This is a genomic window from Athalassotoga saccharophila, assembly GCF_009936215.1.
In the GTDB taxonomy this organism is placed as follows: Bacteria; Thermotogota; Thermotogae; order Mesoaciditogales; family Mesoaciditogaceae; genus Athalassotoga; species Athalassotoga saccharophila.
Map to the genome: position 1 here is coordinate 1876070 of NZ_AP019551.1, position 25698 is coordinate 1901767.

Annotated in this window: 25 protein-coding genes; 16 read left to right on the forward strand and 9 right to left on the reverse strand. The window is 42.1% G+C overall.

Going from position 1 to position 25698, the window contains the following annotated elements:
• Nucleotides 1–12: 12 nt before the first annotated feature.
• The 12 genes from ATHSA_RS09320 to ATHSA_RS09375 all read left to right on the forward strand — a co-directional run bounded on the left by ATHSA_RS09320 (nt 13) and on the right by ATHSA_RS09375 (nt 9341).
• A complete protein-coding gene (locus ATHSA_RS09320; protein WP_161848815.1) occupies nt 13–855 on the forward strand; it encodes a metal ABC transporter substrate-binding protein in 843 nt (280 codons plus the stop codon).
• Nucleotides 852–1595 (forward strand): metal ABC transporter ATP-binding protein, encoded by a 744-nt coding sequence (locus ATHSA_RS09325; protein WP_161848816.1) that lies wholly within the window; start codon nt 852–854, stop codon nt 1593–1595. Before ATHSA_RS09320 ends, ATHSA_RS09325 begins: the two co-directional genes overlap by 4 nt.
• Nucleotides 1588–2424 carry a metal ABC transporter permease gene (locus tag ATHSA_RS09330; RefSeq protein ID WP_161848817.1) on the forward strand — a complete coding sequence of 279 codons (837 nt, stop codon included), beginning with the start codon at nt 1588–1590 and terminating at the stop codon, nt 2422–2424. The genes ATHSA_RS09325 and ATHSA_RS09330 overlap by 8 nt, the downstream gene beginning before the upstream one ends.
• 141 nt (nt 2425–2565) lie before the next feature.
• Nucleotides 2566–2805 (forward strand): DUF5320 family protein, encoded by a 240-nt coding sequence (locus ATHSA_RS09335; RefSeq protein WP_161848818.1) that lies wholly within the window; start codon nt 2566–2568, stop codon nt 2803–2805.
• A 50-nt stretch (nt 2806–2855) separates the two neighbouring features.
• On the forward strand, nt 2856–3182 hold the full coding sequence (locus tag ATHSA_RS09340; protein WP_161848819.1) for a NifB/NifX family molybdenum-iron cluster-binding protein: 327 nt from the start codon (nt 2856–2858) through the stop codon (nt 3180–3182).
• The gene (locus tag ATHSA_RS09345) at nt 3179–4024 is read left to right on the forward strand and encodes an ATP-binding protein (RefSeq protein WP_161848820.1); all 846 of its coding nucleotides are present in this window, start codon (nt 3179–3181) and stop codon (nt 4022–4024) included. Before ATHSA_RS09340 ends, ATHSA_RS09345 begins: the two co-directional genes overlap by 4 nt.
• Nucleotides 4018–4887, forward strand: a complete 870-nt coding sequence (locus ATHSA_RS09350; protein ID WP_161848821.1) for an ATP-binding protein — start codon at nt 4018–4020, stop codon at nt 4885–4887. The genes ATHSA_RS09345 and ATHSA_RS09350 overlap by 7 nt, the downstream gene beginning before the upstream one ends.
• Nucleotides 4888–4947: 60 nt before the next feature.
• Nucleotides 4948–5220 carry a DUF362 domain-containing protein gene (locus ATHSA_RS09355; protein ID WP_161848822.1) on the forward strand — a complete coding sequence of 91 codons (273 nt, stop codon included), beginning with the start codon at nt 4948–4950 and terminating at the stop codon, nt 5218–5220.
• Nucleotides 5220–6152: a radical SAM protein gene (locus ATHSA_RS09360; RefSeq protein ID WP_161848823.1), complete on the forward strand. Its 933-nt coding sequence runs from the start codon at nt 5220–5222 to the stop codon at nt 6150–6152. The genes ATHSA_RS09355 and ATHSA_RS09360 overlap by 1 nt, the downstream gene beginning before the upstream one ends.
• On the forward strand, nt 6149–6895 hold the full coding sequence (locus ATHSA_RS09365) for an MBL fold metallo-hydrolase (RefSeq protein WP_161848824.1): 747 nt from the start codon (nt 6149–6151) through the stop codon (nt 6893–6895). The genes ATHSA_RS09360 and ATHSA_RS09365 overlap by 4 nt, the downstream gene beginning before the upstream one ends.
• A gap of 88 nt (nt 6896–6983) precedes the next feature.
• Nucleotides 6984–8882 carry an oxidoreductase gene (locus tag ATHSA_RS09370; RefSeq protein ID WP_161848825.1) on the forward strand — a complete coding sequence of 633 codons (1899 nt, stop codon included), beginning with the start codon at nt 6984–6986 and terminating at the stop codon, nt 8880–8882.
• Nucleotides 8883–8897: 15 nt separating this feature from the next.
• A complete protein-coding gene (locus ATHSA_RS09375) occupies nt 8898–9341 on the forward strand; it encodes a CGGC domain-containing protein (protein ID WP_161848826.1) in 444 nt (147 codons plus the stop codon).
• 30 nt (nt 9342–9371) lie between these two features.
• Here the strand turns inward: ATHSA_RS09375 and ATHSA_RS09380 are convergent, their stop codons facing one another.
• The 9 genes from ATHSA_RS09380 to ATHSA_RS09420 form a co-directional block, all read right to left on the reverse strand.
• Nucleotides 9372–11750 (reverse strand): glycoside hydrolase family 2 protein, encoded by a 2379-nt coding sequence (locus ATHSA_RS09380; RefSeq protein WP_161849009.1) that lies wholly within the window; start codon nt 11748–11750, stop codon nt 9372–9374.
• Nucleotides 11737–13071: a GH1 family beta-glucosidase gene (locus ATHSA_RS09385; protein ID WP_161848827.1), complete on the reverse strand. Its 1335-nt coding sequence runs from the start codon at nt 13069–13071 to the stop codon at nt 11737–11739. Before ATHSA_RS09385 ends, ATHSA_RS09380 begins: the two co-directional genes overlap by 14 nt.
• A 303-nt stretch (nt 13072–13374) precedes the next feature.
• Complete coding sequence (locus ATHSA_RS09390) at nt 13375–15519, reverse strand: alpha-L-arabinofuranosidase (protein ID WP_161848828.1); 2145 nt, start codon at nt 15517–15519, stop codon at nt 13375–13377.
• Nucleotides 15520–15533: 14 nt separating this feature from the next.
• On the reverse strand, nt 15534–16556 hold the full coding sequence (locus ATHSA_RS09395; RefSeq protein ID WP_161848829.1) for a LacI family DNA-binding transcriptional regulator: 1023 nt from the start codon (nt 16554–16556) through the stop codon (nt 15534–15536).
• Nucleotides 16519–17505, reverse strand: coding sequence for an ABC transporter ATP-binding protein (locus ATHSA_RS09400; protein ID WP_161848830.1), 987 nt, complete (start codon nt 17503–17505; stop codon nt 16519–16521). The genes ATHSA_RS09395 and ATHSA_RS09400 overlap by 38 nt, the downstream gene beginning before the upstream one ends.
• Nucleotides 17498–18490 carry an ABC transporter ATP-binding protein gene (locus tag ATHSA_RS09405; protein WP_161848831.1) on the reverse strand — a complete coding sequence of 331 codons (993 nt, stop codon included), beginning with the start codon at nt 18488–18490 and terminating at the stop codon, nt 17498–17500. The genes ATHSA_RS09400 and ATHSA_RS09405 overlap by 8 nt, the downstream gene beginning before the upstream one ends.
• Before the next feature lies 1 nt (nt 18491).
• Nucleotides 18492–19355, reverse strand: a complete 864-nt coding sequence (locus ATHSA_RS09410) for an ABC transporter permease (protein WP_161848832.1) — start codon at nt 19353–19355, stop codon at nt 18492–18494.
• 4 nt (nt 19356–19359) lie between these two features.
• Complete coding sequence (locus ATHSA_RS09415) at nt 19360–20370, reverse strand: ABC transporter permease (protein ID WP_161848833.1); 1011 nt, start codon at nt 20368–20370, stop codon at nt 19360–19362.
• Nucleotides 20371–20416: 46 nt separating this feature from the next.
• On the reverse strand, nt 20417–22087 hold the full coding sequence (locus ATHSA_RS09420; RefSeq protein WP_161848834.1) for an ABC transporter substrate-binding protein: 1671 nt from the start codon (nt 22085–22087) through the stop codon (nt 20417–20419).
• Nucleotides 22088–22319: 232 nt separating this feature from the next.
• Between ATHSA_RS09420 and ispG the strand changes: the two genes are divergently transcribed.
• The 4 genes from ispG to ATHSA_RS09440 are packed head-to-tail and all read left to right on the forward strand — an operon-like array spanning nt 22320 to nt 25697.
• Nucleotides 22320–23387, forward strand: coding sequence for a flavodoxin-dependent (E)-4-hydroxy-3-methylbut-2-enyl-diphosphate synthase (gene ispG, locus ATHSA_RS09425; RefSeq protein ID WP_161848835.1), 1068 nt, complete (start codon nt 22320–22322; stop codon nt 23385–23387).
• Nucleotides 23365–24216, forward strand: a complete 852-nt coding sequence (panC, locus tag ATHSA_RS09430) for a pantoate--beta-alanine ligase (RefSeq protein ID WP_161848836.1) — start codon at nt 23365–23367, stop codon at nt 24214–24216. Before ispG ends, panC begins: the two co-directional genes overlap by 23 nt.
• Complete coding sequence (locus ATHSA_RS09435) at nt 24213–25016, forward strand: DegV family protein (protein ID WP_161848837.1); 804 nt, start codon at nt 24213–24215, stop codon at nt 25014–25016. The genes panC and ATHSA_RS09435 overlap by 4 nt, the downstream gene beginning before the upstream one ends.
• A 27-nt stretch (nt 25017–25043) precedes the next feature.
• Nucleotides 25044–25697, forward strand: a complete 654-nt coding sequence (locus tag ATHSA_RS09440; RefSeq protein WP_161848838.1) for a CPBP family intramembrane glutamic endopeptidase — start codon at nt 25044–25046, stop codon at nt 25695–25697.
• Nucleotide 25698 lies beyond the last annotated feature (1 nt).

Here is a 25698-nt window from a genome sequence, read left to right on the forward strand (position 1 = left end):
AAGGGGGAATCTATGAGAATCAAACTTTTGGCGACTTTAATGGCACTTTTTGCCATTGTTGGGATTTTGGTATTTGGAAAGTTGACTGTAGTTACGACGATACCTCCTCTTGGGTATATGGTCTCAACCATTGGAGGCAGTGCCGTCGATGTGAGTGTGCTCGAAAAGCCAGGGGATAATCCTCACAATTTCAATCTTACGCCACAGCAGGCACTCTTCATTTCCAAATCAGAGGTCTTTGTCGATCTCGGACTTGAAGAGGATGCGTGGATAGGCGATAGGGTAAGATCGATAAATCCTTCTTTAAAGGTCATCGATGCCACAAAAGATCTTTCACAATTTTTAATAGGAGAACCTGGCGCTTACAATCCACATGTATGGTTAGATGTAAAACTTTACGAGATGATGGCGATCAACGTCTACAGTGCGCTTGTCAAATTCGATCCCGCCGATCAAGCGATCTTTTCGAACAACTTTTCTAAATTCATACTTTCTTTGGATCAACTCAACGATCGCATAGTCAAAGACCTTGAGCCGATAAAGGGAAAACCATTTATCGCCCAGCATCCGGCATGGGACTATTTTGCCCGTGCCTATGGACTTGGAACTGAGTACTCGCTCGAAAATGATGCTGGTCAGTCCATAGGGCCAAAAGATTACCAGGCGATCATCGAAGCGATGAAAAAGTACAATATAAAATCTATTATAGGCGATCCGGTTACCTCTTCGAAACTTGCAAATCAACTGGCCAGTCAAACGGGATCAAAGATTGTGGAGATAAATCCTATCTTCAATTTTAACTATTTCGATCTTATGAATGCCATAGTCAAGGGATTTTTAGAGGCTTTGAAATGATAAAGGTGAATTCTTTAAGTGTACGGTACGACAACTTCGAGGCACTTTCTATCCTATCTCTCACGATCGAGGATGGAAAGTTTCACGCCATAATGGGGCCAAATGGAGGTGGAAAGACCACCTTTATAAAGGCCTTGGTCGGATTGTTGCCATATGAGGGAAGGATAGAAATAGACGGGATAGATCACAAAAGATACCTTAAAAAGAATTCCATAGGGTACCTTGCCCAGAGAGGATCTCAATTTTCCCAATTTCCAATAACCGTGCTTGAGGTTGTAGAGATGGGCAGGTACAGATTCAAAGAACCAGATCATACAAGAAAAAATAAGGCCTTTGAATTTCTTAAGGTATTCGAAATGGAGAATTTCGCATCCAAAAATATAAACGAATTGAGCGGTGGCCAGCAGCAAAGAGTCCTCATGGCGAGAGCCCTTGCAACTGAGTCGAAAATTCTTATTCTGGACGAGCCTCTGACCGGAATGGATCCGAAGGCCCAGTCTTTGTTTTACGATATGATAAAGCGGATAAAGGACGATTTCAAATTAACGATCATAATGTCGAGCCACGATGTTGGATTCATTTCGGAGTATGCCGACAATATAATCTGTATAAACAGAGAACTTATTCCCCACGATAAATCGGCCAAGGTCTTAACATGTACTGAAGTCTCAAAACTCTATGGTCCAAAAATAGGGATCGTGGAGCATCATCACCTCCATTCGGAAAAAGACGATGTTTGAATTTTTCACGTTGTTCTTCATACAAAGGGCACTTTTAATAGGTGCCGTAATAGCCATCGTCTCGGGCTTTATAGGGCCATTCATCCTTTACAGGAAGATGTCTTTCATAGGCGTTGGAATATCTCACGGTACCTTTGCCGGGATAGCGCTTGGAATATTGCTTGGAGTCTCTCCACTGCCGGTGGCGATAATCTTTGCCATAGGTCTTGGAATCTTCATAGGTTTTACAAGTAGAACCGGCAAAATATCCGAAGATGTCTCTATAGGAATACTCTTTTCTTTTGCGATGGCGCTTGGAATCTTTCTCATAAGTCTATCGTCTGGCTATCATACAGACATAATGGGATATCTTTTTGGAGACATACTCGCCATTTCAAATAACGATCTTTACCTTGCAATTGGAGTTCTTGGAAGCGTTGTATTGTGGTACATACTTAGATCGCGCCAGATGAAGTACATGACCTTTGATGAAGATTTTGCAAAGATCGCCGGAGTCCCCGTCGGCATAGATTACTACATATTCATGGCTCTTATTTCCCTTGCGATAGTCGTGATAGTCAATTTCGTTGGGGTAATTCTTGCAAGTTCGATAATAATAGCGCCAGCCGCATCGGCAAAATCTCTTGCGAAGAGATTTTCATCCATAGTCATTCTATCTATTGTGCTTGCAGAGGTAACGATCTTTTCGGGAATTATCTTTTCATACAGTCTCAACATCTCTTCAGGCCCGTCGATAGTATTTTTTGTGACTTTCGTCTTTCTTCTAAGCCTTCTTGCCGGAAAGATAAAGTTCATAAAATATACCAAACGAAATTCAAATTCTGAATGATTGCTTCCAAAATATTGAACGTAACGGACTATATCCTTCGCTTGAGGTAAATGACTGTTACCACAAAGGGTATTGACTTACTTTCATTTAAGTGATATACTCTTATATGTGAAGTCAAATGTTGAAAAGAGGTGAATAACGATGTGGAGAGATGATTTCGATTATTATCCCGGATACGGAAGAGGACGCGGAAGAGGTTTGGGCCTTGGATTTGGCTATGGTAGAGGATTTGGTTACGGCAGAGGATATGGCCTTGGCTGGTATGGAAGAGGATACATGACAAAGGAAGAACTCAAAGATTTCTATACCTACCACAAAAAAAGACTCGAACTCGAACTTGAAGAATTGAACAAGGCCATTCAAGACCTCGACAAAGAATGATCTAAGGCCGCAAATGCGGCCTTAGAGTATTGCGACATGGAGGGGAAAAAATGAAGATAATGCTTGCCACAGATAGTCCATCTTTAGAAAGCAAGATATCAGATAGATTCGCAAGGACTTCCTACTTTTTGATATATAACCTTGAAAATGGGAATTTTGATGTTATCGATAACTCCTCGATCGGATCTCATGGCGCAGGTCCGAAGGCTGTTCAAATTGCTATGGACAACGATGTATCTGCCATAATTTCGGCCATTCCCGGAGAGACGGCCATGGAAGCCGTAAGAGAATCCAAGATCAAAGTTTACGATGGAAGAGGATTAAGTGCAAAAGATGCCATAGGAAAGTTTAAAAGTGGAGAACTCAAAGAGATATGAAGATCACGGTACTTTCTGGAAAGGGTGGAACAGGGAAAACGACCATAGCGACGAATCTGGCATATTCTCTCAACGTCGCGAGAAAGAAAGTTCAATTGCTTGACGCCGATGTCGAAGAGCCGAATGCCCATATATTTTTTAACGTGAATTACAATTATGAAGAAAGTGTTCAAATACTTTTACCGGTCATAGATAGGAATCTATGCACGCATTGCGGAATATGCGCAAAATCTTGCGAATTTTCGGCGATAACGGTTTCTCCAAAATACATAATGGTCTTCGATAATCTCTGTCACGGCTGTGGCGTATGCTCGATGGTCTGTCCTGTCAAAGCGATATCCGAAAGACCAAAGGACATAGGTACGATAAAATTAGGCACGACGGAAGAAGGAATAATCTTTGGAGAGGGCATCATGAACATAGGAGAACCATCGCCCGTTAGAATAATAAGGCAGTTGAAAAGGCATATCGATCCTTCGGCCGATGTTGTAATACTCGATGCACCCCCGGGCACTTCCTGCCCCGTTATCGAAACGATTCACAATACCGACTTTGCGATCTTTGTGACAGAACCAACCCCATTTGGGCTTCACGATCTCAAATTGGCCATAGAATCAACGCGTGAGTTCAACATTCCAAGGGGAGTTGTCATAAACAGATACGACGGAAGTTACAAAGAAGTAGAGAGATATTTGGACAAAGAGGGAATACCTATTCTCATGACGATCCCATACGATCCAGAAATCGCGCGTGATTATTCGACAGGCTTTCTCTTTTCCAAAAAAGGAAATTACGTCGACAAATTTTTAGATCTTTTTGAAAGAGTGATGACAAGATGTTAGTCTTTCAAATTGCCATTGTAAGCGGAAAAGGCGGAACGGGAAAGACCACCCTATCGGCATCTTTTTCATATCTGGCCAAAGAGAGAGTTATGGCAGATTGCGATGTCGATGCTCCGAATCTTCATATAATTCTAAAGCCACAGATAATCGAAAGGCACGAGTATTTCGGATCGAAAAAGGCAGTCTTAGATCAAGAAAAATGCGTAATGTGCGGTGTCTGCGAGCAGGTTTGCAGATTCGATGCCATAAAATTCGATAGCGATCGTTACGTGATAAATGAATACGCATGCGAAGGATGTGGGGCATGCACAATAGCGTGTCCTGCGAAGGCTTTACAACTTGTCCAGTCCTTGAGCGGTGAATATTATCTTTCAAAGACTGACAATGGTCCGATGGTTCATGCGCTTTTGAAACCATCTGAAGAAACGAGCGGTGATCTCATAGCCGAGGTAAGAAAACTCGCACTTAAGGTTGCGTACGATTCTCAAATTCCTCTTGTGATAATAGACGGAGCACCGGGGATTGGATGTCCGGCAACCTCTTCGATAACATCCACTAATTACGTTATTCTGGTTACAGAGCCAACGATGAGTGGCCTTCACGATCTCAGACGCATAGTCGAAACTGTAAGGCATTTCAGAATAAAAATGGGTGTTGTCATAAACAAATACGACATAAATCCCTCAAAAACGCAAGAGATCGAGGAATACTGTAAAACCGAAGAGATCGAAATGCTTGGAAAAATACCTTACGATGAATGCGTAAAGAGGGCAACTGAAAACGCGCAGCCTGTAATCCTTTACGATTGTTCCGCCTCAGAGGAGATAAAGCGCGTGTGGGAAAATGTATCGTCCAAAATTTAATATCTCAAACAGCACGTGGCGGGTAGCACGTAGAATAAAAAATTGAAAGAGGTGAGACTTATGCCATGGGTTAAGGAAGATCTGTGCAAAGGATGTGCAATTTGTGTAAAGGCCTGTCCCGTTGAAGGTGCAATAGAGATGAAAGGTAAAAAGGCTTACATACATAACGATATATGCACAAGGTGCGGAAAGTGTATGGAAGTGTGTCCAACAGATGCGATAAGGCCTAATTATGAAAATCCAGCGTTAAGAGGGTTTGGAAGAGGTGGCGGAAGAGGTATGGGAAGAGGATCGGGCCATGGAGAGCACAGACACGATCCGGGTGAGTGGTGATGAAATACGTCTACGGTCCGGTACCATCGAGAAGACTTGGCAGATCACTGGGAGTAAGTCCAATTCCATCAAAGACGTGTAATTACTCGTGTGTTTACTGCCAGTTGGGTAGAACGGATCATTTTACAAACTTAAGAAAAGATTTTTTCGATCCTCAGGAGATCCTAAAAGAGATCTTTCAAAGCGTTGAAGAAAACAGATCGATCGATTACATAACCTTTGTGGGAGAGGGAGAACCAACACTTTGTAAATCGATAGGATATTTGATAGATCAGGCAAAACTTACCCATCTTCCCGTTGCCGTTATAACAAACGGTGCACTTTTGTACGACGAAGATGTTAGAATGGACCTGAGAAATGCAGATGTCGTTTTGCCATCTTTGGATGCAGGCAGTGAAGAAACCTTTTTAAGGATAAATAGACCACACAAAGAGATAAAGTTTGAAAGAATGGTTGAGGGTCTAAAACAATTTTCAAAGATAAGAACGGGACAATTGTGGGTCGAGGTAATGCTTGTCAAAGGGCTTAATGATTCTGAAGAAGAAATCAAAAAAATCAAGAATATTCTAAAAGATGTCAATCCGGACAGAGTCTACATAAATGTCCCAATTCGCCCTCCCGCAGAACCATGGGTAGAGATACCAGACGAAGAATCCATCGCGAAAGCACACGAAATACTCGAAAGTTACGTGATATCCGGATATGAAGAGGGGGAATTCAACGTGAATCCCGAACATCTCTACGATGAGATTTTGAAAATATGCGAGCGCCATCCAATGAGGGAAGATCAGATAAAGGAAATATGCCTGAAATTCAACGCCAGGCCGGAGGAGATAATCTCTAAAATGAGAAATGACAAAAGTGTCAAAGAAATTTCGTACCATGAAAAAAGATTTTTTGTCGTCAAGCCTAAAATGGAGGGAAGGCCGTGAAAGTAACGATACTTTGTAACGATATCGCAAGGCCAGGTCTTCTTTCCGAGCACGGACTTTCTCTTTTGATAGACGATGATACGATCTTTGACACGGGAACGAGCGATGTTGCCGTAAAAAATGCCGAAAAACTCGGTGTGGATCTTTCAAAGGTGAAAAGGATCTTCATAAGCCATGGCCATTACGATCACATCGGAGGATTACCTTATATGCTCGCAAAAGTCGGAAGAGTAGATCTTTACCTCCACAAAAAGGCACTTGTACCGAAATACTCCGGCGATCGTTTTGCCGGCTTTTCTTACCAATGGAAGGATATAGAAAAGATGGCCAACGTCCATCTTCTTGAAGGGAATGATATCATAGATGGATTTACGATCTTAAACGATGTCCCGACCATTGAAGAAAACATAGATCCCAACTTCAAAGTGAACGGTCATCACGATCTTTTCGAAGACGAGATAAATCTCATCAAAGACGGAGTTCTTATCACCGGTTGTGCCCACCGTGGCATAGAAAATATATTCGCAAAAGCGGTCAAAGTTCAGACGGTAATGGGAGGCTTTCATCTTTTAAACTCAAATATTCAAAGGATAAATGAAATTTCAAAAATTTTTAAGGCTGCCGGCGTGGAGGTTGTGCCATTGCACTGTACGGGAAAGCGGGCAACTGAAATTTTGAAAGAAACTCTCGGAGACAAATGCCTTATAAAGATGGCGGGAGACACCATATATATCGGCGGGTAGCGGGTGGCAGATAGAAGAGAATTGAAAATTGACAATTGAAAATTAAAAATGCGGATAAAATTTATGATGGCAAAAAGGAGGAAGTTTTATGTACGAATCCCTTTTTACGAAAATAAGGTTTGGAAATCTTACTCTAAAAAATAGAATAATCTTTCCGCCGGTCTCGACAAATCTCGCTTCTGCAACCGGCGAGGTTACGGATGAGATGATATACCATTATTCAAGGCGTGCAAAGGGCGGTGTGGCACTTGTAACGATCGAAAATGTCTGCATAGATTACCCATCAACGATGGAAGGCGCAACACAGCCGAGATTTGACGATGAAAGTTTCATTCCCGGTCTGAGCCGTCTGACAGAAGAGATTCACAAATATGGCGCACTTGTCTTTGCAGAACTTACACATCCCGGTCTTATGGGATCTCATCCTCCGATCATCGCGCCATCAGATGTTAAGTTGAGACCAGATGGACTCCATCCCCACGTGATGACATCCGATGAGATAGAAGAGGTTGCGATGAAGTTTGCAAAAGCTGCCCTTATAGCAAAGCGCGCAGGCTTCGATGGCGTCGAGGTAGAATCTGCCCATGGCCTTTTGGTGGATCAATTTCTGTCTCCTCTCACAAACAAAAGAACAGATGAATACGGTGGATCGATAGAAAATAGAACTAAATTCGCAAAATTAATCATTGACAAGATAAGATCTCTTTGTGGAAATTATCCTGTAAGTGCACGTTTAGGGGTTATAGACTATGTCGATGGAGGTATAAGGCCCGAAAAAGAGGGCGTCGAAATTGCCAAAAAATTTGAAGAATACGGATATGTCGCAATTCATGCCGATGTAGGTTTTGGAGACAAGGAAAAAAGGTTAGAGCCTATGGGCTATCCGCAGGCATGGAGATCCAACCTTGCAAAGATAATAAAGGACTCAGGGGTAAAGATTCCAGTAATAGCGGTTGGCATGATAAGAGAGCCCGAAGTCGCCGAAAAGATATTGAAAGATGGCACGGCAGATGTCGTTGCGCTGGGAAGAACACTCATAGCCGATCCGGACTGGCCGATCAAAACGATGTACGGCAAAGAAAAGACCATTCGCAAATGCGTTGGATGCTCCGAATGTATAGTCTCAAGGCATATGATGGGAACTGCAATAAGGTGCGGGATGAATCCGAACGTTGGAAAGAGTGAATCGTATGAGATGCTTGTCCCTCCGATAAAGGCCAAAAAGATCGTTATCGTCGGTGCCGGACCTGCCGGACTTGAGGCCGCAAGGGTGTCGGCCATGAGAGGGCACAAGGTTGTGATCTTCGAAAAAGAAAAGGAGATAGGCGGCGTTATAAGAATAGGATCGGTGCCTCCGGGAAAGGAAAAGATGAGATGGCTCATCGACTATTACAAACAGGTTCTTAAAGATTTGAAAGTGGACATAAGGCTCTCAACGATTGCAGACGGAAAAACGGTCATGAACGAAAATCCAGATGAGGTCGTTGTCGCGGTTGGATCTGACCCTCTAATACCACCCGTTAAAGGTATAGACGGACCAAATGTGGTGATCTATCCGGACGTTTTGAATGGAAAGTTGCCAAATGGAAAAAACGTTGTGGTCGGTGGTGGCGGACTTGTGGGATGTGAGACTGCCCTTTATCTTGCAGACAAAGGATATTCAGTTTCAATCGTGGAAATGTTGCCAGACGTGGCGATAGGAATGGAGCCTATAAGCAAATCATACCTTATGAAAGAACTCAATGCCCACAACGTCAGAATAATCACAAATGCAAAGATAGAATCTTTGTCTCAAAATTCAGTTCAATTCAAAAAAGACGGAAAACTGGAAGAATTAAACTTTGACAGTTTCGTTGTGGCTTTTGGAGGAAAGCCAAGAACTTTTGAAAATCTTCCCGTCCCGACGCATTTCGTCGGAGATGCTGTAAGAGTTGCAAAACTTCCCGAAGCCGTAAGAGACGGATACGCTGTAGGCTTTTCAATATAAGTGAGGAGGAAAAGGATGGAAAAAGTCAAAATAGGTATAATAATATGCGATCGTTACCGTTCATGCGCCGGGGGAAAATGTTTCAGATCCCTTGAAAACCGTGAAGGAGCCTTTAGCATTTACAAAGGTAAGGAAGTTGAGGTAGTTGGATACACAACGTGTGGAGGATGTCCCGGCGGCAATATAGAATACGCTCCGGCCGAGATGAAAAAGAATGGAGTGAACGTGATTCATTTAGCCACAGGTATGCTTGTTGGATATCCTCCGTGTCCTTACGTCGATTACTTCAAAAGATTCATAGAGGAAAAATACGGAATAAAAGTTGTGGTCGGTACACACCCCATACCTCAAAAATATTACACTACGCATGTAAATCTTAAAAGTTGGGAATCACCGGAATGGGAAACGCTTCTTACTCCAACTATGACAGATGAAAAAACGCGTCTAAATTACGATTGAAATTTAAAAAGGCCGCACTCTGCGGCCTTTTTAATTAAGAAAATCATATATACTCGATATTTTGAAATCAGATTTAGGCGCTTTTATTCGCTTTGGACGATCCGGCGAGATCGCAAAAAAATTGTCTTCGAGCACCTCATCTTTTTCCGTACTTATTCTCACTCCAAAGGCCGGCTTTTCCGCCTTTATCGTTAGAGCATCACCGGACTTCTCAAATGTGATGTGCGGATCCTCGACTCTTACCTTTCTTAAGTTTGCAAATACCTCATGATTCTCAAAGACTTTGTTGCCAGCCTTTAGCCTTACAAAGCCAATTGTCTCGGCCAAATTGTCCGAAAATCTGAAATTATCAACGTTCAAAACTGAGTCGGACGGAATTCTTAAATCGTAAGATCTTTCCATCAACTTTTTGCCATTAAAAGTCCACAGATCGAATTCGAGGTTGCAACTTATCGCTTCGGAATCGTTGACCACGATGATTCTCAATTCATCTCCGTCATTTTTTATTAAAGGCAAAAGTTCTGCGTAAAATCTTTTCGTGTAATAGTAAAGTGCCTTCGGCCTTTTGAAGTAATCGACGGATGACCAACTGAAGACTGGCCACGAATCGTTTAACTGCCAGTAGAGGGTTCCGGCCGTTTTGTACTTTCTTTCTCTCCAGTGATCGACTCCTGTCTTTATCGCTTCGGCTTGATTTATCTGGGAAAGGTAGATTATCGAGTCAAAGTTCTTGACATTTCCAAAGTGGTTGTGGATGAATTTCATTATCCTTTCAGGCCCTTCCACCTGTTTGTTGTGGCGGACCATAACATCGCCAAAGATCTCTTTTTCGGACTTTTTGGCAAAGAAATCGATAGTCTTTGGATCTGGCGCTGATTGAAATCCGAATTCGCTTACAAACCTTGATTTGTCGGTAAGGTACCCTCTGTAATCGACCCAGTTAGACCATACATTCCAGACATGTCTGTCTCCGGCCTCATCGGAATTCGCCTTGCTTCCACCGTACGGACTCGATGGCCAGTATGGACGGGATGGATCCTCTTTAGCACATATTTTGGGAAGGTCCTGCAAATACAGTACATTTCCTAAATGCTCGCCATTATGCTTGTGATTGTAGTTCCATTCCTCAAATCCCCAGTTGTTTTCGTTATTTCCGCACCACAAAACTATGGACGGATGATGTCTCAATTTGACAACGTTGTATCTTGCCTCTTGGCCGGCAAGTTTTCTGAACCATTCCAAATTATCCGGATATTCGGCACAGGCAAACATGAAATCCTGCCAGACGGTTATTCCGAGTTCGTCACATTTTTCGTAAAATCTTTCATTTTCATATATGCCACCGCCCCAGACTCTTAACATGTTCATGTTCGCGTTAGCGGCCATATCCAGCAATCTATCGTAGTCTTCATTTTTGAGCCAACTCAAAATGTTGTCCGACGGAATCCAGTCTGCACCCTTGGCAAAGATGCGTCTTCCGTTTATTTCGAAGATGAAAGACTCTCCATCTGCGTCCTTTTCCTGGACAATTCTGACAGTCCTTAGACCTATGCGCTTTTTCTCGGAAGATATCTCTTTTTTGCCATCGAAAAGTTTGAATTCAAAGTTGTGAAGCACGCTTTTTCCGTACCCTCTCGGATACCACAATTCGAGATCTCCGCGATCAAATCTTCCTTCGAAAAGATATCCTTCATTCCCTGCCCGAACAGGGTAATCACCGACCTCTTTTTTGTCGATAAAGACTTTGACTGTGTAATTTTTATCTTCAACTGATCTGACATATCCTGTAACTTTGACCGCGTCGATCTCTTCCAAATAGGCAGTCGCACCTTCTAAATATGCATCGTCTCTTTCTTCTATGTATATCCTTTTCCATATGCCGGATGTTGCAATCCTTGCTCCCCAGTCCCATCCGTAAGAATACTGGGCCTTTCGGATATACACCCTTGCACTTTCCTCGCCGGCATGAAGTTTCCCGTAATTTCGCTCGAGCGCCTTGGGTACCTTTATCGGGGATAATATCTTTATTCTTATCGTGTTCTTGCCTACTTTCAAAAGATCTTTGACGGGAAATCTGTATCCGATGAACATATCTTCGCACTTTCCGGCGAATTTCTCGTTGATGTACACCTCGGCAAGCGTGTCTATGCCTTCTATGACAAGATCGCAGTACTTCTTATCGAGTGCTTTTACTTCAAAATCTTTAGAATATTCCCATGACTTTTCTTCAAGCCTTCTGAAGAGTTTTTCATTTTCTCCAATGTACGGATGGGGCATGAGTTTTAAATTCACAAGATCGCCCTGGACTGTGCCGGGCACCGTGCCTTCGAATTTGAACTCTCCTGCGTCATCGGCAACATTCCATTTCCCGCAAAGGTCTATCATCTTATCTCCTTCATTCAACGGCATTTTTGGATATGACATTCGCGTACCATTTGGCACTGTCTTTTAAAATTCTCTTTTGAGTCTTGTAATCAATGTAAGTTATTCCGAATCTTTTAGAATAACCAAAGGCCCATTCGAAATTGTCCATCAAAGACCAAACAAAATATCCCTTGAGTTTGACACCGTCCTCGAGTGCTCTGTGAGCCTGAGAGATATGATCTCTGAGGTAATCTATTCTCTTTTGATCGTGAACCGCACCATCTTCAACCTTGTCATCGAATGCGGCACCATTTTCGGTTACGTAAACCTCTTTTGGATTGTATTCGTCCTGAACTCCTTTGAGGATCTTGTAAAATCCTTCGGGATATATCTCCCATCCCATCTCGGTTTTCGGAAGGCCACGGCCCATTATCTTTACGCCCATCGGTGACGATGGATCGGCTTTGACAACGTCTCCGGAATAATAATTGATCCCTACGAAATCTATTGGCCTTTTGATCTCGTCCATATCCTTTTCGTATCCTTTTGGCAAAAACTCTTTTTCAAAGTTTTCGATGTGCTCGGGGTATTTCCCTTTAAAGATTGGATTCAAAAAGAGAGGATAGTTGGAAAATTCATGTGTCACCCTCGCCGCAAGTACATCTTGAGTTGAATCTGTGGCGGGATCGTGAGATCCGTTTGAAAGGGTTATTCCTATCTTTCCCTTTATTCCTTCCGATCTAAATGCCTCGACTGCCTTTGAATGTGCCCTTAATTCGTTATGGGCAACTGCAAAGGCCGCGTATATGTCGCGCATACCGGGCGCGTGTTCCCCGTACATATGACCTATGAAGGCCATGACCCATGGCTCATTTAACGTGATCCAATGCTTGACCCTATCTCCGAATCTCTGAAAGAGATAATCGGCGTAATCTCCGAACCAGTTCGCGATGTCTCTGTTTGTCCATCCACCGATATCTTGAAGGGCTGCAGGCAAGTCCCAGTGATATATCGTGACAAATGGAGTTATCTCATTTTTAAGAAGTTCATCTATGACCCTGTTGTAGAAGTCAACACCCTTTTCATTTATCTTGCCCTTACCATTCGGGAAGATCCTCGACCATGAGATCGAAAATCTGTATCCTTTGAGCCCTAAAGATTTCATGAGTTTGATGTCTTCTTTGTACCTGTTATAATGATCGCATGCCACATCTCCCGTTTCTCCCTCATGCGTTGTACCGGGTGTATGTGAGAACCTGTGCCATATAGACGGACCCGCGCCGTCTGCAAGAGGTGATCCTTCGACCTGATAAGAAGCCGTTGCCGACCCCCAGACGAAATCCTTTGGAAATTTCTTCTCAGCCATTGTAATTTCTCCTTTCTGTCTTACCTGCTCCATTTTTTGAAATGAATCTTTTATACTTTAAATTCACTTTAAAAGCCGAATGCTTATTTACCGTAGCGGAGGGCAGGATGTCCTCGAGATGGCCTCCGCGCGCAGCGAGGACCAGACATCGAGGGGGCGCCTGCCGGAGCGATGGTTCGGAATTTGAATTTTGTTTGGTATATTTGCCACGCGCTACAAGCAGTTTTTAATTGTCCATTTTCAATTTTTAATTCTCAATTTTCAATTTATTATACCTGCCACCCTATGTGCTGCCCGCCGTTTTTATTTCACCACTATCTTTGCAACGTCTGAATTCCACGCGTAATTAGTTCCCCATCCGCCGCTAAAAACTCCGACTTGAAGCGAATATGTTCCTGAAGAAGGCAGGGTGAAATCATAGGTCAAAGTTATCGACTGAGATGGAGAAAGATTGATGTTTTGTTCAAATTGCTGCCATACCTTTTGATTTACCGCGTTGTGAATCTCAACATCTATTATACCGTTATTTAGATATCCGAGATCAGATACGTTCGTGACTGTAACAGATATCACACCATTTTCTCCAACGCCAAGTTCGGCTGGCTTAACATTTCCGGTTATCGAAAAAGACGGTGCCGGCGGAATTGCAACGGTAAAGTGCGCCGCTTCATTTGAAGAAGAGAAGAGATTTGTCATAGAACGATCGAAAAGGAAAGATTTCACCGTGTATATGTCTGGTGCGTTTGGAACAGTCCAGTTCCAATCAACTTTGTAAGACCCATTTGCGCCGATCGAGACATCGGGAATTGTTTTTTGTCCTACCATCTTACCTGAAGAATTGTATATCTCCATCTCTACCACACCATTCGAGATATTTCCAAATTTGTTCGCGAAGATCGTCTCTATGCGCTCTACTTGGCCTGGCGTGAGTGTTGTACTCGAAATAGTCGTATCCTGCATAACCTGAGGCCCTACGATCTTTGCGACGTGCTGTGGCTTCATAACTATCACATTTATGGAATAAGGTGCAACCTTTATCGGCGATGAAAGTTCAATCGTTTTACTCATAATTGATTCCATAGCCCCTCCGATGCCATTTCCCATCCCGTAGACGTATTCGATGGCATCATCCGATGGTCTGAATCCCAAGATGTTCAAATTAACATCGTAAGAATTTTTAGGATCCGTATTCACGATCATAATGGCAAGGTCTCCATTTGTGTGTTTGACGGCGTAGACATCGACAAGATTCTGATCCGAAACACTCCCGACCACCGTATCGTTAGGACCGGCAAGATATTTGAGGATTTCGTATCCAAAATAAGTGGGGAATGGGGTGTTGTTTGGAGGCTCAACGTCAGATGTTCCAAAATTAGTGTTGTTTGAGAGTATACCGTAATCTCCATAATTTGTATTTCCATAAAGTTTATCACTGTTGTTGTTTCCGGTAAGGCCGTTATTGTGAAGCGTCCACCAATCAACATTATCGACGCCACCAGTCAACCAGTTCATGTAATCGTTGACCAAAAAGAGTGCATTCACAAGGCTTGTCGTCTGTTTTCCGGGATTGTAAGAGACTGAATTCGTCTCCGTAACGAATATACGTATACGATCCGCGTTTGGACCTGCGTAATCTCTTATTTCTTGCTTAAGCCTTGCGAGCATATCGGGTATCTGATTCGTAGATGCCAAAAGTCCGCTGTCAGATTCATTGCCCGGATTTTGTGCGTACCAGTGAACAACTACAAAATCTATGTAATCTCTGGCCGTCTGCAAAACCACTTTGTTCCAGTCCGGACTCTGACCCCACGGCCAGTTGTACGGGCATGTCAGAACTGCCCCGATCTTTATGCTTGGATCGACGGCCTTCATGGCCTTCGCAAAGGCTATAAAATTGTCAGCGTAGGCCTGAGGACCTTTAGTCGAATGAAGATCGACCTCCCAGTTTGCGCCATAGGTTCCATTTCCGTACACTTCATTTCCTATCTCCCAGTATTTGACATCGTAGTTGTGATCGATATTTGCGTACTTAACCCACGCGGCGGCCTCTTGAGGATCTCCTCCGGCCGTTCCTGCAAAATTCGTGCCGTAATTAACCGTGATCAACGCCTGAGCGCCGATTTGATTTACGAGTTTCATGAAGTTGTCAAACGTATTTTGGGGATCGACGTAAGGGAAGTTTTGGCCAGGAACTGTCGAATTCGTTTTCCAATCGTACATGTCCGAAAAACTTCCGCCCGGAAATCTCAAAACCTTCACATTTAAATTTTCCAGTAACCCGGGTATGACACTGTCTAAAAGGTGCCAGTCCCATGCGGCCACGTTAAGGCCAAATGCGGTTTGAGGTAGAGTGACAATTTCTGCCGCCGTGTTGATTGTAACCGAAACGTTGGCCAATCCAAAGACGGCAAAGGTCATCAATGCCAGGAAAACAAAATACTTCGACATTCAAACCATCCCCTTTATTTCAATTTTTTGACAGAAGATCTTTCGATAAACTTAAAAGGTACGATTATGTTGTAGCCAACCTTTGATCCGGCAAATTCGAACCTGTTTATTAGATTTTTTATTGCGGTAAGGCCAAGTTCATTTCGAGGCTGTTCTATAGTCGTCAACGGCGGAACTGAATATTTCGAGATATAGGTATTGTCAAATCCAACAACGGAAATTTCATCTGGTACAGATATACCGAGATCGTTTAAAGCGCTTATTACTCCAAAGGCAAGTATATCGTTGAATGCGAAGATGGCCGTAACACTTTTACCTTTTTCTTTTATGAATTGCTTTGTCAGATTGTACCCTGTATCGAGATCTGAAAAGTTACCGTCAACGATGTACAATTCGGTATCGGCCTTTTCTTTGAATTTACGAACTCCATTTTCTCTTTCGATGGAAGATTGAAATTTCTTTCCACCGGTTATTGCCAGAATCTTTCTATGGCCCATCGAATACAGATATTTCATCATGGTAAATGCGGCCTTTTCGTTGTCTATAGTAACGCCGGTTACTTCGAGATCTCCTATCGGATCTCTCCAGTCAACCGCGACTATTGGTACTCCTATTTTAATTAGTTTTTGAACGCTTTTGAGATCTGGAGTACATGCGATTATCCCATCGAGACGGCGGCTCATGAAAAAATCGAAGGTCATGTCTTCCCAGTTCTCGACTTTGTTGGTAACGCTCACAACAGTTTCATACCCTTTCTTGCTCGCGTAGGTTACCATAGAGTTAACTATCTCACCGTAATAATAACCGCCAAGGTCCGGCACTATTATCCCGATACTGTAAAGTATTTGCGATCTCATAGTCTTCGCAAATGTCGAAGGCTTGTAGTTGAGCATCTTTATTGCCTTTGCTATATTTTTTCTCTTTTCTTCGGATATTGGAACTGTCGAATTGAGGTATCTTGATACAGTTGAGACTGATACATGGGCCGCACGGGCCACATCAATTATTGTGACCTTTCCCGATCTGGATCGAATCACCTGTCATCACCTCTGCCGCATAACACGCAACTTTGTGATCTTTCTCCAATTCTTTTAGATTAGGCTTTTTTCTGCACACATCCATTGCAAGTGGACATCTATCAAAGTAAGGACATCCTCCCGCTGGTATTTCTCCCCTTTTCATCTCCAATTCTGACTTTTTCCATTTCCTGCCTATTTCAGGAACCGCGCTCAAAAGCATTCGAGTGTATGGATGAAGAGGATTGTCAAAGACGAGTTTTGTCTTTCCGAATTCAACTATATTTCCCCTGTACATTATCATGGTTGTATCGCTTATGTAATATCCCAAAGAGAGATCGTGAGTTATAAAAAGCACAGACATCTTCTCTTTATCTCTTAAATCTCCGAGCAAGTTTAGAACATCGACTCTGGTAGATGCATCTAACATCGAAATCAACTCATCGGCTATCAAAAGTTTGGTGTCAAGCAGAAGTGTCCTTGCGATTAGAATTCTTTGCAATTGTCCTCCGCTCATCTGATGCGGATATTTCCCGAGTATATCCAGAGAATTTAATCCTACTTTTTCAAGCGATTCAACGATGAGTTCATGTTTTTTATCTGTTTTATCTTTGAGATAACTGTCAAACAGCAGATCGAAAACCCTGTCAACTTTGAAGATTGGATTGAATGAAGCAAAGGGATCCTGAAAAACTCCTTGGACGTATTTGTAGTAATCTCTCAACTTTCGACCCTTGAGTGTGGATATGTCTACCCCTTCGTAAATTATCTTTCCCGTTGACAGCTTCAAAAGTCTGAGTATAAGACGACCGACCGTCGTCTTTCCACTTCCGGATTCTCCGACAAGAGAGATTATCTCTGATCTGTGAATATCAAAGGATACATCATCAACGGCAGTCGTGAAATATCCACCTACAAGGCCAGATTTGAAGATCTTTGTAAGATTTTGAACTTTAACAAGTTCATCCATTTTTATCATTCCCTTTTGTGTAAGCCCAGCACGCGATGTATCTTCCGGGCATGTATTCTACGAGCGGTGGTATCTCATTCTTACATTTTTGTGGATCTATGCGTAAAGGACATCTATCGTAAAATCTGCAACCGGTCGGGGGATTGAGAAGATTCGGTGGATATCCGGGAATACCGGTTAATCTATTTTGCGAGAATTGAACACCCATTTTCGGAAGAGAACTTATCAAAAGTTTGGTGTAAGGATGCAATGGTTTTGAGACTATATCCTCGGTATTTCCAATCTCAACAACATGGCCTGCATACATGATCATTATCCTGTCCGCTATCTGATAGAGTACGGATATATCGTGCGTTATGAAGATCACGGATGAAACGAACTTTTTTTCCTTGAATTCGTCAAGCATCTCAACTGAAAATTTCTGTGAAGACACATCGAGCGCCGACGTTATCTCATCGGCTATCAAAAGCCGAGGATTAAGGAGAGTCGAGATGACCATGACAACTCTTTGCTTCATCCCTCCCGACAATTCTATCGAATACATGTTCATGACATTTTCAGATAATCCAACCATTTTGAATCTTTTGATTGCAAGATCGATTATATCTTTTTCGGACATTTTTTTGTCATGCTCTCTGACAAGATCTACGACTATATTCTTTATTTTTTTGGTAGGACTCATCGCATCCATCGCAAACTGGGGGATTATAGATATCTTTTCGAATCTCATCTTTTTCATGATCTCGTCGGGAAGCCTTGATATTTCCATTCCATCTAAGATAACATTTCCACCGGCGTAACGCATTGGCGCCTTTAGATATATCAAAGAATTTCCAAGCGTTGATTTTCCGCATCCAGATTCGCCGGCGACACCAAAAACTTCATCGGCATTGACGAAGAAGTTCACCCCATCAACTGCCCTAATCTGTCCTTTTAAAGTCTGATAATAGACTTTATACTCTTTTACATCCAGCAATCTTGCCATCTTAGGTCGACCTCAATCTTGGATTGAATGCCTCATCCATTGCCATGTTTATAAAATACAATGAGGCTACCATGAAAGTTATAACGATACCGGGCGGGATCATCCACCACCAGTATCCCAAAATCAAAGCATTCCACAGCACGGAATCCTGTAAAATTCCTCCCAAAGAAACTGAGTTGGTAGGGCCTAAACCTATAAAAGAAAGTCCAACTATGGCGAGAATTGATCCTCCGAATTGAAGTATGAAAACCATAAAGACATAAGAAAGCATATTGGGTGCAATATCTTCCATAATTATCTTAAGCGTTCCGGCACCGGATATCTTTGAAAGATTCACGAATTCTCTCGATTTCAAGGAAAGCGTTTGTGCCCTTACCGCCCTCGCAACCCATGGCCAGCCTGTCAGTCCTATTATTACACTCTCAAGTACAACGCTTCTTGAATTCAAAAAAGATGCGATTATAACCAAAAGTGCTATTGTAGGTATGACAAGCAATATGTTGGTTAACATCATCAACAATTCGTCCCAAAAACCGCCCTTATATCCAGCAAAAAAGCCTATCAAAAGGCCTATCATCGTTGCCACACCACCACCTATAAGTCCGACAAGCCATGTTCCATCCAGAGCAACGATGAGTTGGGAATAAAGATCGTACCCGAACGGGCTCGTGCCGAGAGGATGATCGAACGTTGGCGGAGAAGCCTGTGCCCCGGCGTATTCATACGGTGTGTAACGCACGAAAAAAGGACCTATTACGGAAAGCAAAATGAAAAAGAGAAGAATTCCAATTCCTATTTTGAATTTGTTATTTGTCAAAAAGAAGTACAAAACGTCCCATCTTTTCAGTCTCTCCGATAATTTCATGATTTCATCCTTCCGTGTAAGCAATCCTAACTCTCGGATCTATGAACATGTAAAGAATGTCTATGACGAAGTTTGCAAGTAGAACTCCCACTATTATAAAGAGAAAACAACCTTGAATTAAAGGATAATCTTTGTTCATTATCCCTTCAAACAGTATGTACCCGATGCCGGGATAAGAAAAGACGATCTCCGTCGTTATGGCGCCGGCAACTATTGTTCCAAGTTGGAGCGCAAGTCCTGTTACCTGAGGCAAGATCGCATTCCTGTAAGAATATTTTCTTATCAATCTTTGAGATGCACCGAGTGATCCCATGTACCTTGAATAATTCGATTCGAGTTCGTATATGATCATATTTCTCATGCCTATTGCCCATCCACCGAGAGAAACTATAAAAAGCGACAGAAATGGAAGTATCCAGTGCTTTAAATAATCAAAGATAAATGCGAATGTAAATGAAGGCGTCATTGAATAACTGAAAGCACCCGACATTGGTAAGACGCGAAGCAAAGTACCAAATATCCACACAAGCAAAATTCCAAGCCAAAAGTAAGGGACAGAAGTCAAAATGTAGAAAGTAGGAAGCAAAATATTGTCAGCCTTTTTGCTTCTTGCGGCCCATGCCCCTATCCTGTTTCCAACCCAAAAACTCAGCAAAATAGATGGAAGCAAAAAAAGTATATCGTAAGGGACGGCAGAAAGTATTATGTTTATAACCGGTTCGGGATAAAGATACATGCTTATTCCAAGATTTCCAGTGAAAATATTTCTCCAAAAGAGTGCGTATTGTTCCCACCATGGAATGTTAAGTTGAAAGGCCTGCATGAAATAATCGAACATCTGTTTTGTAACAAGTGATGCCTGAGATGCCGAACCGCTTGAAGCCTGAGCAAATCTTGAGACTATAAGGCTTACCGGATTTCCCGGCATCAAACGGGGTATTGCCCAGTCAAGGCTTGCCGCTATGAAAAATGTTATAAGGTAAATTATTATCTTTCTTGTGAGATATTTTTTCATCTTTGCCTCCAAAAATCCCTCTCTCTTTCGAGAGAGGGAAATAACTTTACTTTACTGGTTTTATTCCTGTGTAAAGATACAAAGATGCCGTTGTGACACCATTGTTGGTCCATGTAGATGGGAACGCGTAAGGATTGTTAGCATTCGGGAAATTCGTCCAGACAGATTGATTGGCAAGATACCACATACCGTTGTACCACAAAGGTATAACCGGCATATCCTGTAAAAAGGCTTTTTCAATTTGTGAGTACAAAGGCTGGAGTTCCTTGGTGTTATCAAGAGGTATGGAAGATATTTTGTTCAGAAGGTCTACAACCGTCGGATTGTTGTATCTTTCAAAATTGCCGTTGTACATGTATTGCTGTATAGGATATCCAAAGAGCCAGTAGAAATACGTGTAGGGTGTCATTGAAATTCCAGATCCAAAATTGTTGATCGCCATTGTGTAATTTCCACTTGTAAAGTTGTTCCAGTATGTTGAATAATCCGGAAAATCTGCTGTAACGTTAAGTCCAATCTTTTGAAGATCTTCTGCAACTATCCTCTCAGCTGCCATCCAGTCTGTCCATCCGTAAGGACATATTATCGAGAGTTTTATAGGCTGACCATTCGGCATTGTTCTCCAGCCATCGGGACCCTTTTTGTATCCGAGTTGATCTAAGATCTGTGCCGCTTTGGCAGGATCGTAAGTGTAGCCATACTGTGAAACAACGCTTTTGTCTTCAAATTGCATCCACGATTCTATTGGAAGAAGGCCGAGTGGATCAACGTAATTTGGTACCTGTCCTGCGTAAACTCTTTGGGTTAAATCTGAAGTTGGTCCTATAGCGTAAGCAAGGGCTTTTCTGAATTGTGGATCGTTCAATGGCGCTACAGAATTGTTAAGAAACAGTAATGCTGTGTTCGAAGACAACATGTAAGGCGGTTTATCATTCCATGCAACAAGATTGTAGGGCTTTATAAGAGATTCGATGCCGGGAAGGTAGAAATTGGAGATGTCAAGTTGACCCTGCAAAAGCAATCCGAGGGCAACGTTATTCGATGAGACTGCAAGTTCAGCAACATACTTTGGGGCTGGCTTTCCAATGAAGTTATTTCCAAACCAGTTGTCATTTCTTTCAAGTACTATTTCCTGAGGGTTATAGGTTAAAAACTTGTAAGGTCCACAACCAACTGGATTTGTAAGGTTTGCGTAAGAGAATATATCACTCGTTGCCATCTTTGACCAGATGTGCTCGGGCACTATATAAGATCCGTAAAGTGCTCCGTAAAAGTTTGGATAATTCGGCTGTGAAAATACAAATTGCACTTCGTAATCATTTATGATGTTGACTGATTTCAGTCCTATGACCGGCACAAGTTGGCTTACCGTAAGAGGCAATTCGAACGTGTATTTCACATCTTGGGCGGTAACTGGCTGACCATCTGTCCACTGGGCATCTTTTCTTAATTTAACATCGTAAGTTGTACTGTTGACCCAATTCCCGCTTTCGGCAAGGTACGGAACCATCTGATTTGTCAATGGATTATACATAAACAGAGTTGGATACACAAGGTCAACACCCCAGCCATGATTTGGATTAAGAGGATTGAAGTTCGTCAATGGTCCCCACATTGATCCACCAAAGTAAAGTGTTTCATTTCTTGGCAATGTTAATGCCATCGCCACAGATGCGACCAACAAAACAACAGCCGTCATCAAAACGATCTTCTTCACGCCTAACACCTCCAAATTTTACGATCACAATAAATTTATCATGAAAAAGTTTTCATAAAAATAACTCATTTTCTTCTAAAAAACCCAAATTTATACTATATATACAATGTGAAATCAATTTCTCAAAATATCGTATCTCGTCTTATTTTCATGTAATAATATGATAAACATAACTAAACTTTTCTAAATATTTCACCGATTTTGGTATATTATATTCGTTGGAGATGATTCAATGACAAAGGTCGTTAAAATAGGAAATGTTATGATTGGTGGTGGAAACCCAGTTGCCGTCCAATCGATGACGAACACTGACACAAAAGACATCCCATCAACTGTTGAACAGATAGAAAAACTTCAAAAGGCAGGATGTCAAATAGTAAGGTTAAGCGTTTACGATAGCGAATGTGTCGATGCATTGAAGAAAATAAAATCACGCGTAAGCGTTCCTTTGGTTGCAGACATACATTTTGACTACAAACTCGCGATCGGATCTATCCTTGCCGGTGCCGATAAGATAAGGATAAATCCCGGCAATATAGGTGCAAAGTGGAAGGTCGAAGAGGTCGCAAGGGTTGCCATGACACATGGAGTACCTATAAGAGTTGGTTCCAACGAAGGTTCTATGGATGAATCTTACATAAAAAAGTTCAAAAGCAAAGTAGAGGCTCTTGTCTACAGCGCTCTTGACGAGGTGAACGTACTCGAGTCTGTGGGATTTAAAGACATAGTTGTGGCCGTGAAATCTTCCGATCCCGTCGAGACTATACAGGCAAATGAGATGATTTCAAAGATGACACAGTATCCGCTTCACATAGGCGTTACGGAGGCCGGCATTTACGAAGATGCGATAGTCAGATCTGCCTTTGCACTCGGCCATTTACTCTACGAAGGCATTGGAGACACGATAAGGGTCTCAATAGCCGGAGATCCCGTCAGAGAAGTCGGTGCGGCCTATTCAATTCTTCAAAGCGTAAAAAGATTTGAAGGTCCAGAAATTATTGCGTGTCCGACCTGTGCCCGCACCGAAATAAACGTCGAAGAACTCGCTGCAGAGGTTAGATCAGAACTCATAAACGTTAAAGGAAAGGTAAAAGTTGCGGTTATGGGATGTGTTGTCAATGGAATCGGCGAGGCAAAAGGGGCAGATGTGGCCGTTTTTGGTACCAAAAGTGGAGGCGTTATTTATTTCCATGGTAAAATCATTTCGACAGTTAACAGGGATGAGATACTTCCCACCCTCAAAAAACTCGTCGAGGATCATTTGAAAGGAGAAAAAGATGAAATTAATAAGAACGGTTAACGAGATGGTATCTATAGCCGGTGGATATAAAGACAAAACGGTTGGTTTTGTGCCAACGATGGGCGCTTTACATGAGGGACATCTATCTCTTGTAAGAAAAGCGAGAGAGGAAAATGAGGTCGTTGTGGTAAGTATTTTCGTAAATCCAAAGCAATTTGGACCAAATGAGGATTTTAATGCCTATCCGAGGGTACTTGAAAAAGATCAAAATTTGCTTGAAAAAGAAAATGTTGATTACCTTTTTTCTCCATCCGTTGAAGAGATGTATCCCGAAGGATTTTCGACATCCATTCACGTCGCAAATCTCACGGATTATCTCTGCGGTTATTACAGGCCCGGTCATTTTGATGGAGTTGTCCTTGTCGTCAATAAACTCTTTAACATCGTAAGGCCAAAGAGGGCTTACTTTGGACAAAAAGACGCGCAGCAATTCAGAGTTTTAAGAAGGATGGTAGAAGATCTGAATATGGGAATCGAAATGGTCGAGATGCCCATCGTTAGAGAAAGTGATGGTTTAGCGATGAGTTCGAGAAATGCGTATCTCTCTCCCGAGGAAAGGAAAAGGGCGCCTATTTTGCACGAAGCCATAAAGTATGCCGCTGATCAGATAAAGAATGGAAGAAGGGATGCCTTCAAAATAAAGCGTGAGGCTATTCAAATAATAAGGAAGTATCCAGAAATAAAGGTTCAATATTTCGAGATTGTAGACGAAAAAACCCTTGTACCGGTATCAAAGATTTCTTCAAAAGTCATTGTCGCCGCCGCGATTTTCATAGGAAAGACAAGGCTTATAGACAACGAGATCGTAGATGTAGGAGATAGAGTATGAAGATAAAGGTCATAACGGATTCTTCCTGTGATTTACCTCCCGAATGGTTCAAAGAAAATGACGTGGAAATTGTCAACTTAAAAATATACGTCGATGGAGAGTTGAAAAACATTTCAACGGAAGAATTGCTCAACGAATGGAGGAACGGGAAAAAGATAACAACATCCCAGCCAACGCCAAATGAATTCGAAAAGATATATGAAAGTTTTCTAAGGGATTATGATGGCATTCTCTCCGTTCATCTTTCTTCCAAGTTGAGTGGAACATTCAACAGCGCGGCCGTTGCGGCAAGAAAGTTTTCGCAAAAGGTCGAGGTCATAGATTCTCTAACGACTACCTCCGCACTTGGCGCCATGGTTGCAAAGGCCGTAGAATTGTCAAAAAAAGAAGATTTACAAAGCAGTGCGCAAAAGTTGAGAGGATATGCCCAAAACGTTAAGACCATCTTCGGCGTCCAAACTGTTGAAAATCTTGTAAAAGGTGGAAGGGCCCATCTTATAGCTGGAAAACTTGTAACGTTGCTAAATGTCAAGCCTGTCTTAAAAGGAGAAGATGGAGAAATAAAATTACACAAAATAGTGTTGGGATTTCAAAGAGTGCTTAAAGAAATCGTCAATTACACCGAATCTCACGAGGTTGTAGATGGAAAGATCTACATTGCCCATGTTAACGCAAAAGAAAGCGTGGAGTATCTACTTTCGAAGTTCAAAGATAAATATACATGCACAGTTGCCGAAGTTGATCCTGCCATAGCGCTTAATTCAGGGGAAGGATCGGTACTTGTAGGGTTTCTTGTTTAATGTCTTCCAATGTAGTATAATTTATTTGTGAAGGATAATGAAGAGATAAGATACGTTGATTTGGATGATTTACTTTTCATTCTGGCTTTGGATTTTCCGATAATCTTTTTGGCTGTGATTCTTAAATACTTCGGTCTTAATTCCGATTCTATCAACGCTTTTCTGCTTATACCACTCTCCGTAATGACCATATGGGGTTTTCACCTATCTTTGAAGAAAAAAGATCACGGTATAGGTTTGTGGTTCAAAATCTCGTCATTTGGTCCGGATCTGATATGGAGCATTATCACATTTCCGGCGGTTTTTGGTATATACATTTTGATGGGTTTTTTAACTTCCTTTATATGGAGTGGAAATGACGCAAATGCGATTCTAATGAACCCGAATGAGATTATAGCCGTCATATCATTGGGACTATTTCTTCCGGTGATGGAAGAGGTGATTTTTAGAGGAGCAATTTATGAATACATAAAGAGATTTTATTCTCCGGAATTTTCGATGGTTCTTACTTCCATAGCGTTCGCAGTCGTGCATCCTTTCGAACAATGGATGAAAATATTCGTTTTTGGAATGCTTCTAAATCTGCTATACTATAAGAGAGGAACCCTGACGGTAAGTTCGACGGTACACGTGATGGTTAACCTGATTTACATCTCGATTTTTTACTTGCCAAAGGGTTGAA

Bases quoted from the DNA above. Each gene is read 5' to 3' on its own strand.
- ATHSA_RS09320 (WP_161848815.1), top strand. From the start codon at position 13: ATGAGAATCAAACTTTTGGCGACTTTAATGGCACTTTTTGCCATTGTT.
- ATHSA_RS09325 (WP_161848816.1), top strand. From the start codon at position 852: ATGATAAAGGTGAATTCTTTAAGTGTACGGTACGACAACTTCGAGGCA.
- ATHSA_RS09330 (WP_161848817.1), top strand. From the start codon at position 1,588: ATGTTTGAATTTTTCACGTTGTTCTTCATACAAAGGGCACTTTTAATA.
- ATHSA_RS09335 (WP_161848818.1), top strand. From the start codon at position 2,566: ATGTGGAGAGATGATTTCGATTATTATCCCGGATACGGAAGAGGACGC.
- ATHSA_RS09340 (WP_161848819.1), top strand. From the start codon at position 2,856: ATGAAGATAATGCTTGCCACAGATAGTCCATCTTTAGAAAGCAAGATA.
- ATHSA_RS09345 (WP_161848820.1), top strand. From the start codon at position 3,179: ATGAAGATCACGGTACTTTCTGGAAAGGGTGGAACAGGGAAAACGACC.
- ATHSA_RS09350 (WP_161848821.1), top strand. From the start codon at position 4,018: ATGTTAGTCTTTCAAATTGCCATTGTAAGCGGAAAAGGCGGAACGGGA.
- ATHSA_RS09355 (WP_161848822.1), top strand. From the start codon at position 4,948: ATGCCATGGGTTAAGGAAGATCTGTGCAAAGGATGTGCAATTTGTGTA.
- ATHSA_RS09360 (WP_161848823.1), top strand. From the start codon at position 5,220: ATGAAATACGTCTACGGTCCGGTACCATCGAGAAGACTTGGCAGATCA.
- ATHSA_RS09370 (WP_161848825.1), top strand. From the start codon at position 6,984: ATGTACGAATCCCTTTTTACGAAAATAAGGTTTGGAAATCTTACTCTA.
- ATHSA_RS09375 (WP_161848826.1), top strand. From the start codon at position 8,898: ATGGAAAAAGTCAAAATAGGTATAATAATATGCGATCGTTACCGTTCA.
- ATHSA_RS09380 (WP_161849009.1), bottom strand. From the start codon at position 11,750: ATGCCGTTGAATGAAGGAGATAAGATGATAGACCTTTGCGGGAAATGG.
- ATHSA_RS09385 (WP_161848827.1), bottom strand. From the start codon at position 13,071: ATGGCTGAGAAGAAATTTCCAAAGGATTTCGTCTGGGGGTCGGCAACG.
- ATHSA_RS09390 (WP_161848828.1), bottom strand. From the start codon at position 15,519: ATGTCGAAGTATTTTGTTTTCCTGGCATTGATGACCTTTGCCGTCTTT.
- ATHSA_RS09400 (WP_161848830.1), bottom strand. From the start codon at position 17,505: ATGGATGAACTTGTTAAAGTTCAAAATCTTACAAAGATCTTCAAATCT.
- ATHSA_RS09405 (WP_161848831.1), bottom strand. From the start codon at position 18,490: ATGGCAAGATTGCTGGATGTAAAAGAGTATAAAGTCTATTATCAGACT.
- ATHSA_RS09410 (WP_161848832.1), bottom strand. From the start codon at position 19,355: ATGAAATTATCGGAGAGACTGAAAAGATGGGACGTTTTGTACTTCTTT.
- ATHSA_RS09415 (WP_161848833.1), bottom strand. From the start codon at position 20,370: ATGAAAAAATATCTCACAAGAAAGATAATAATTTACCTTATAACATTT.
- ispG (WP_161848835.1), top strand. From the start codon at position 22,320: ATGACAAAGGTCGTTAAAATAGGAAATGTTATGATTGGTGGTGGAAAC.
- panC (WP_161848836.1), top strand. From the start codon at position 23,365: ATGAAATTAATAAGAACGGTTAACGAGATGGTATCTATAGCCGGTGGA.
- ATHSA_RS09435 (WP_161848837.1), top strand. From the start codon at position 24,213: ATGAAGATAAAGGTCATAACGGATTCTTCCTGTGATTTACCTCCCGAA.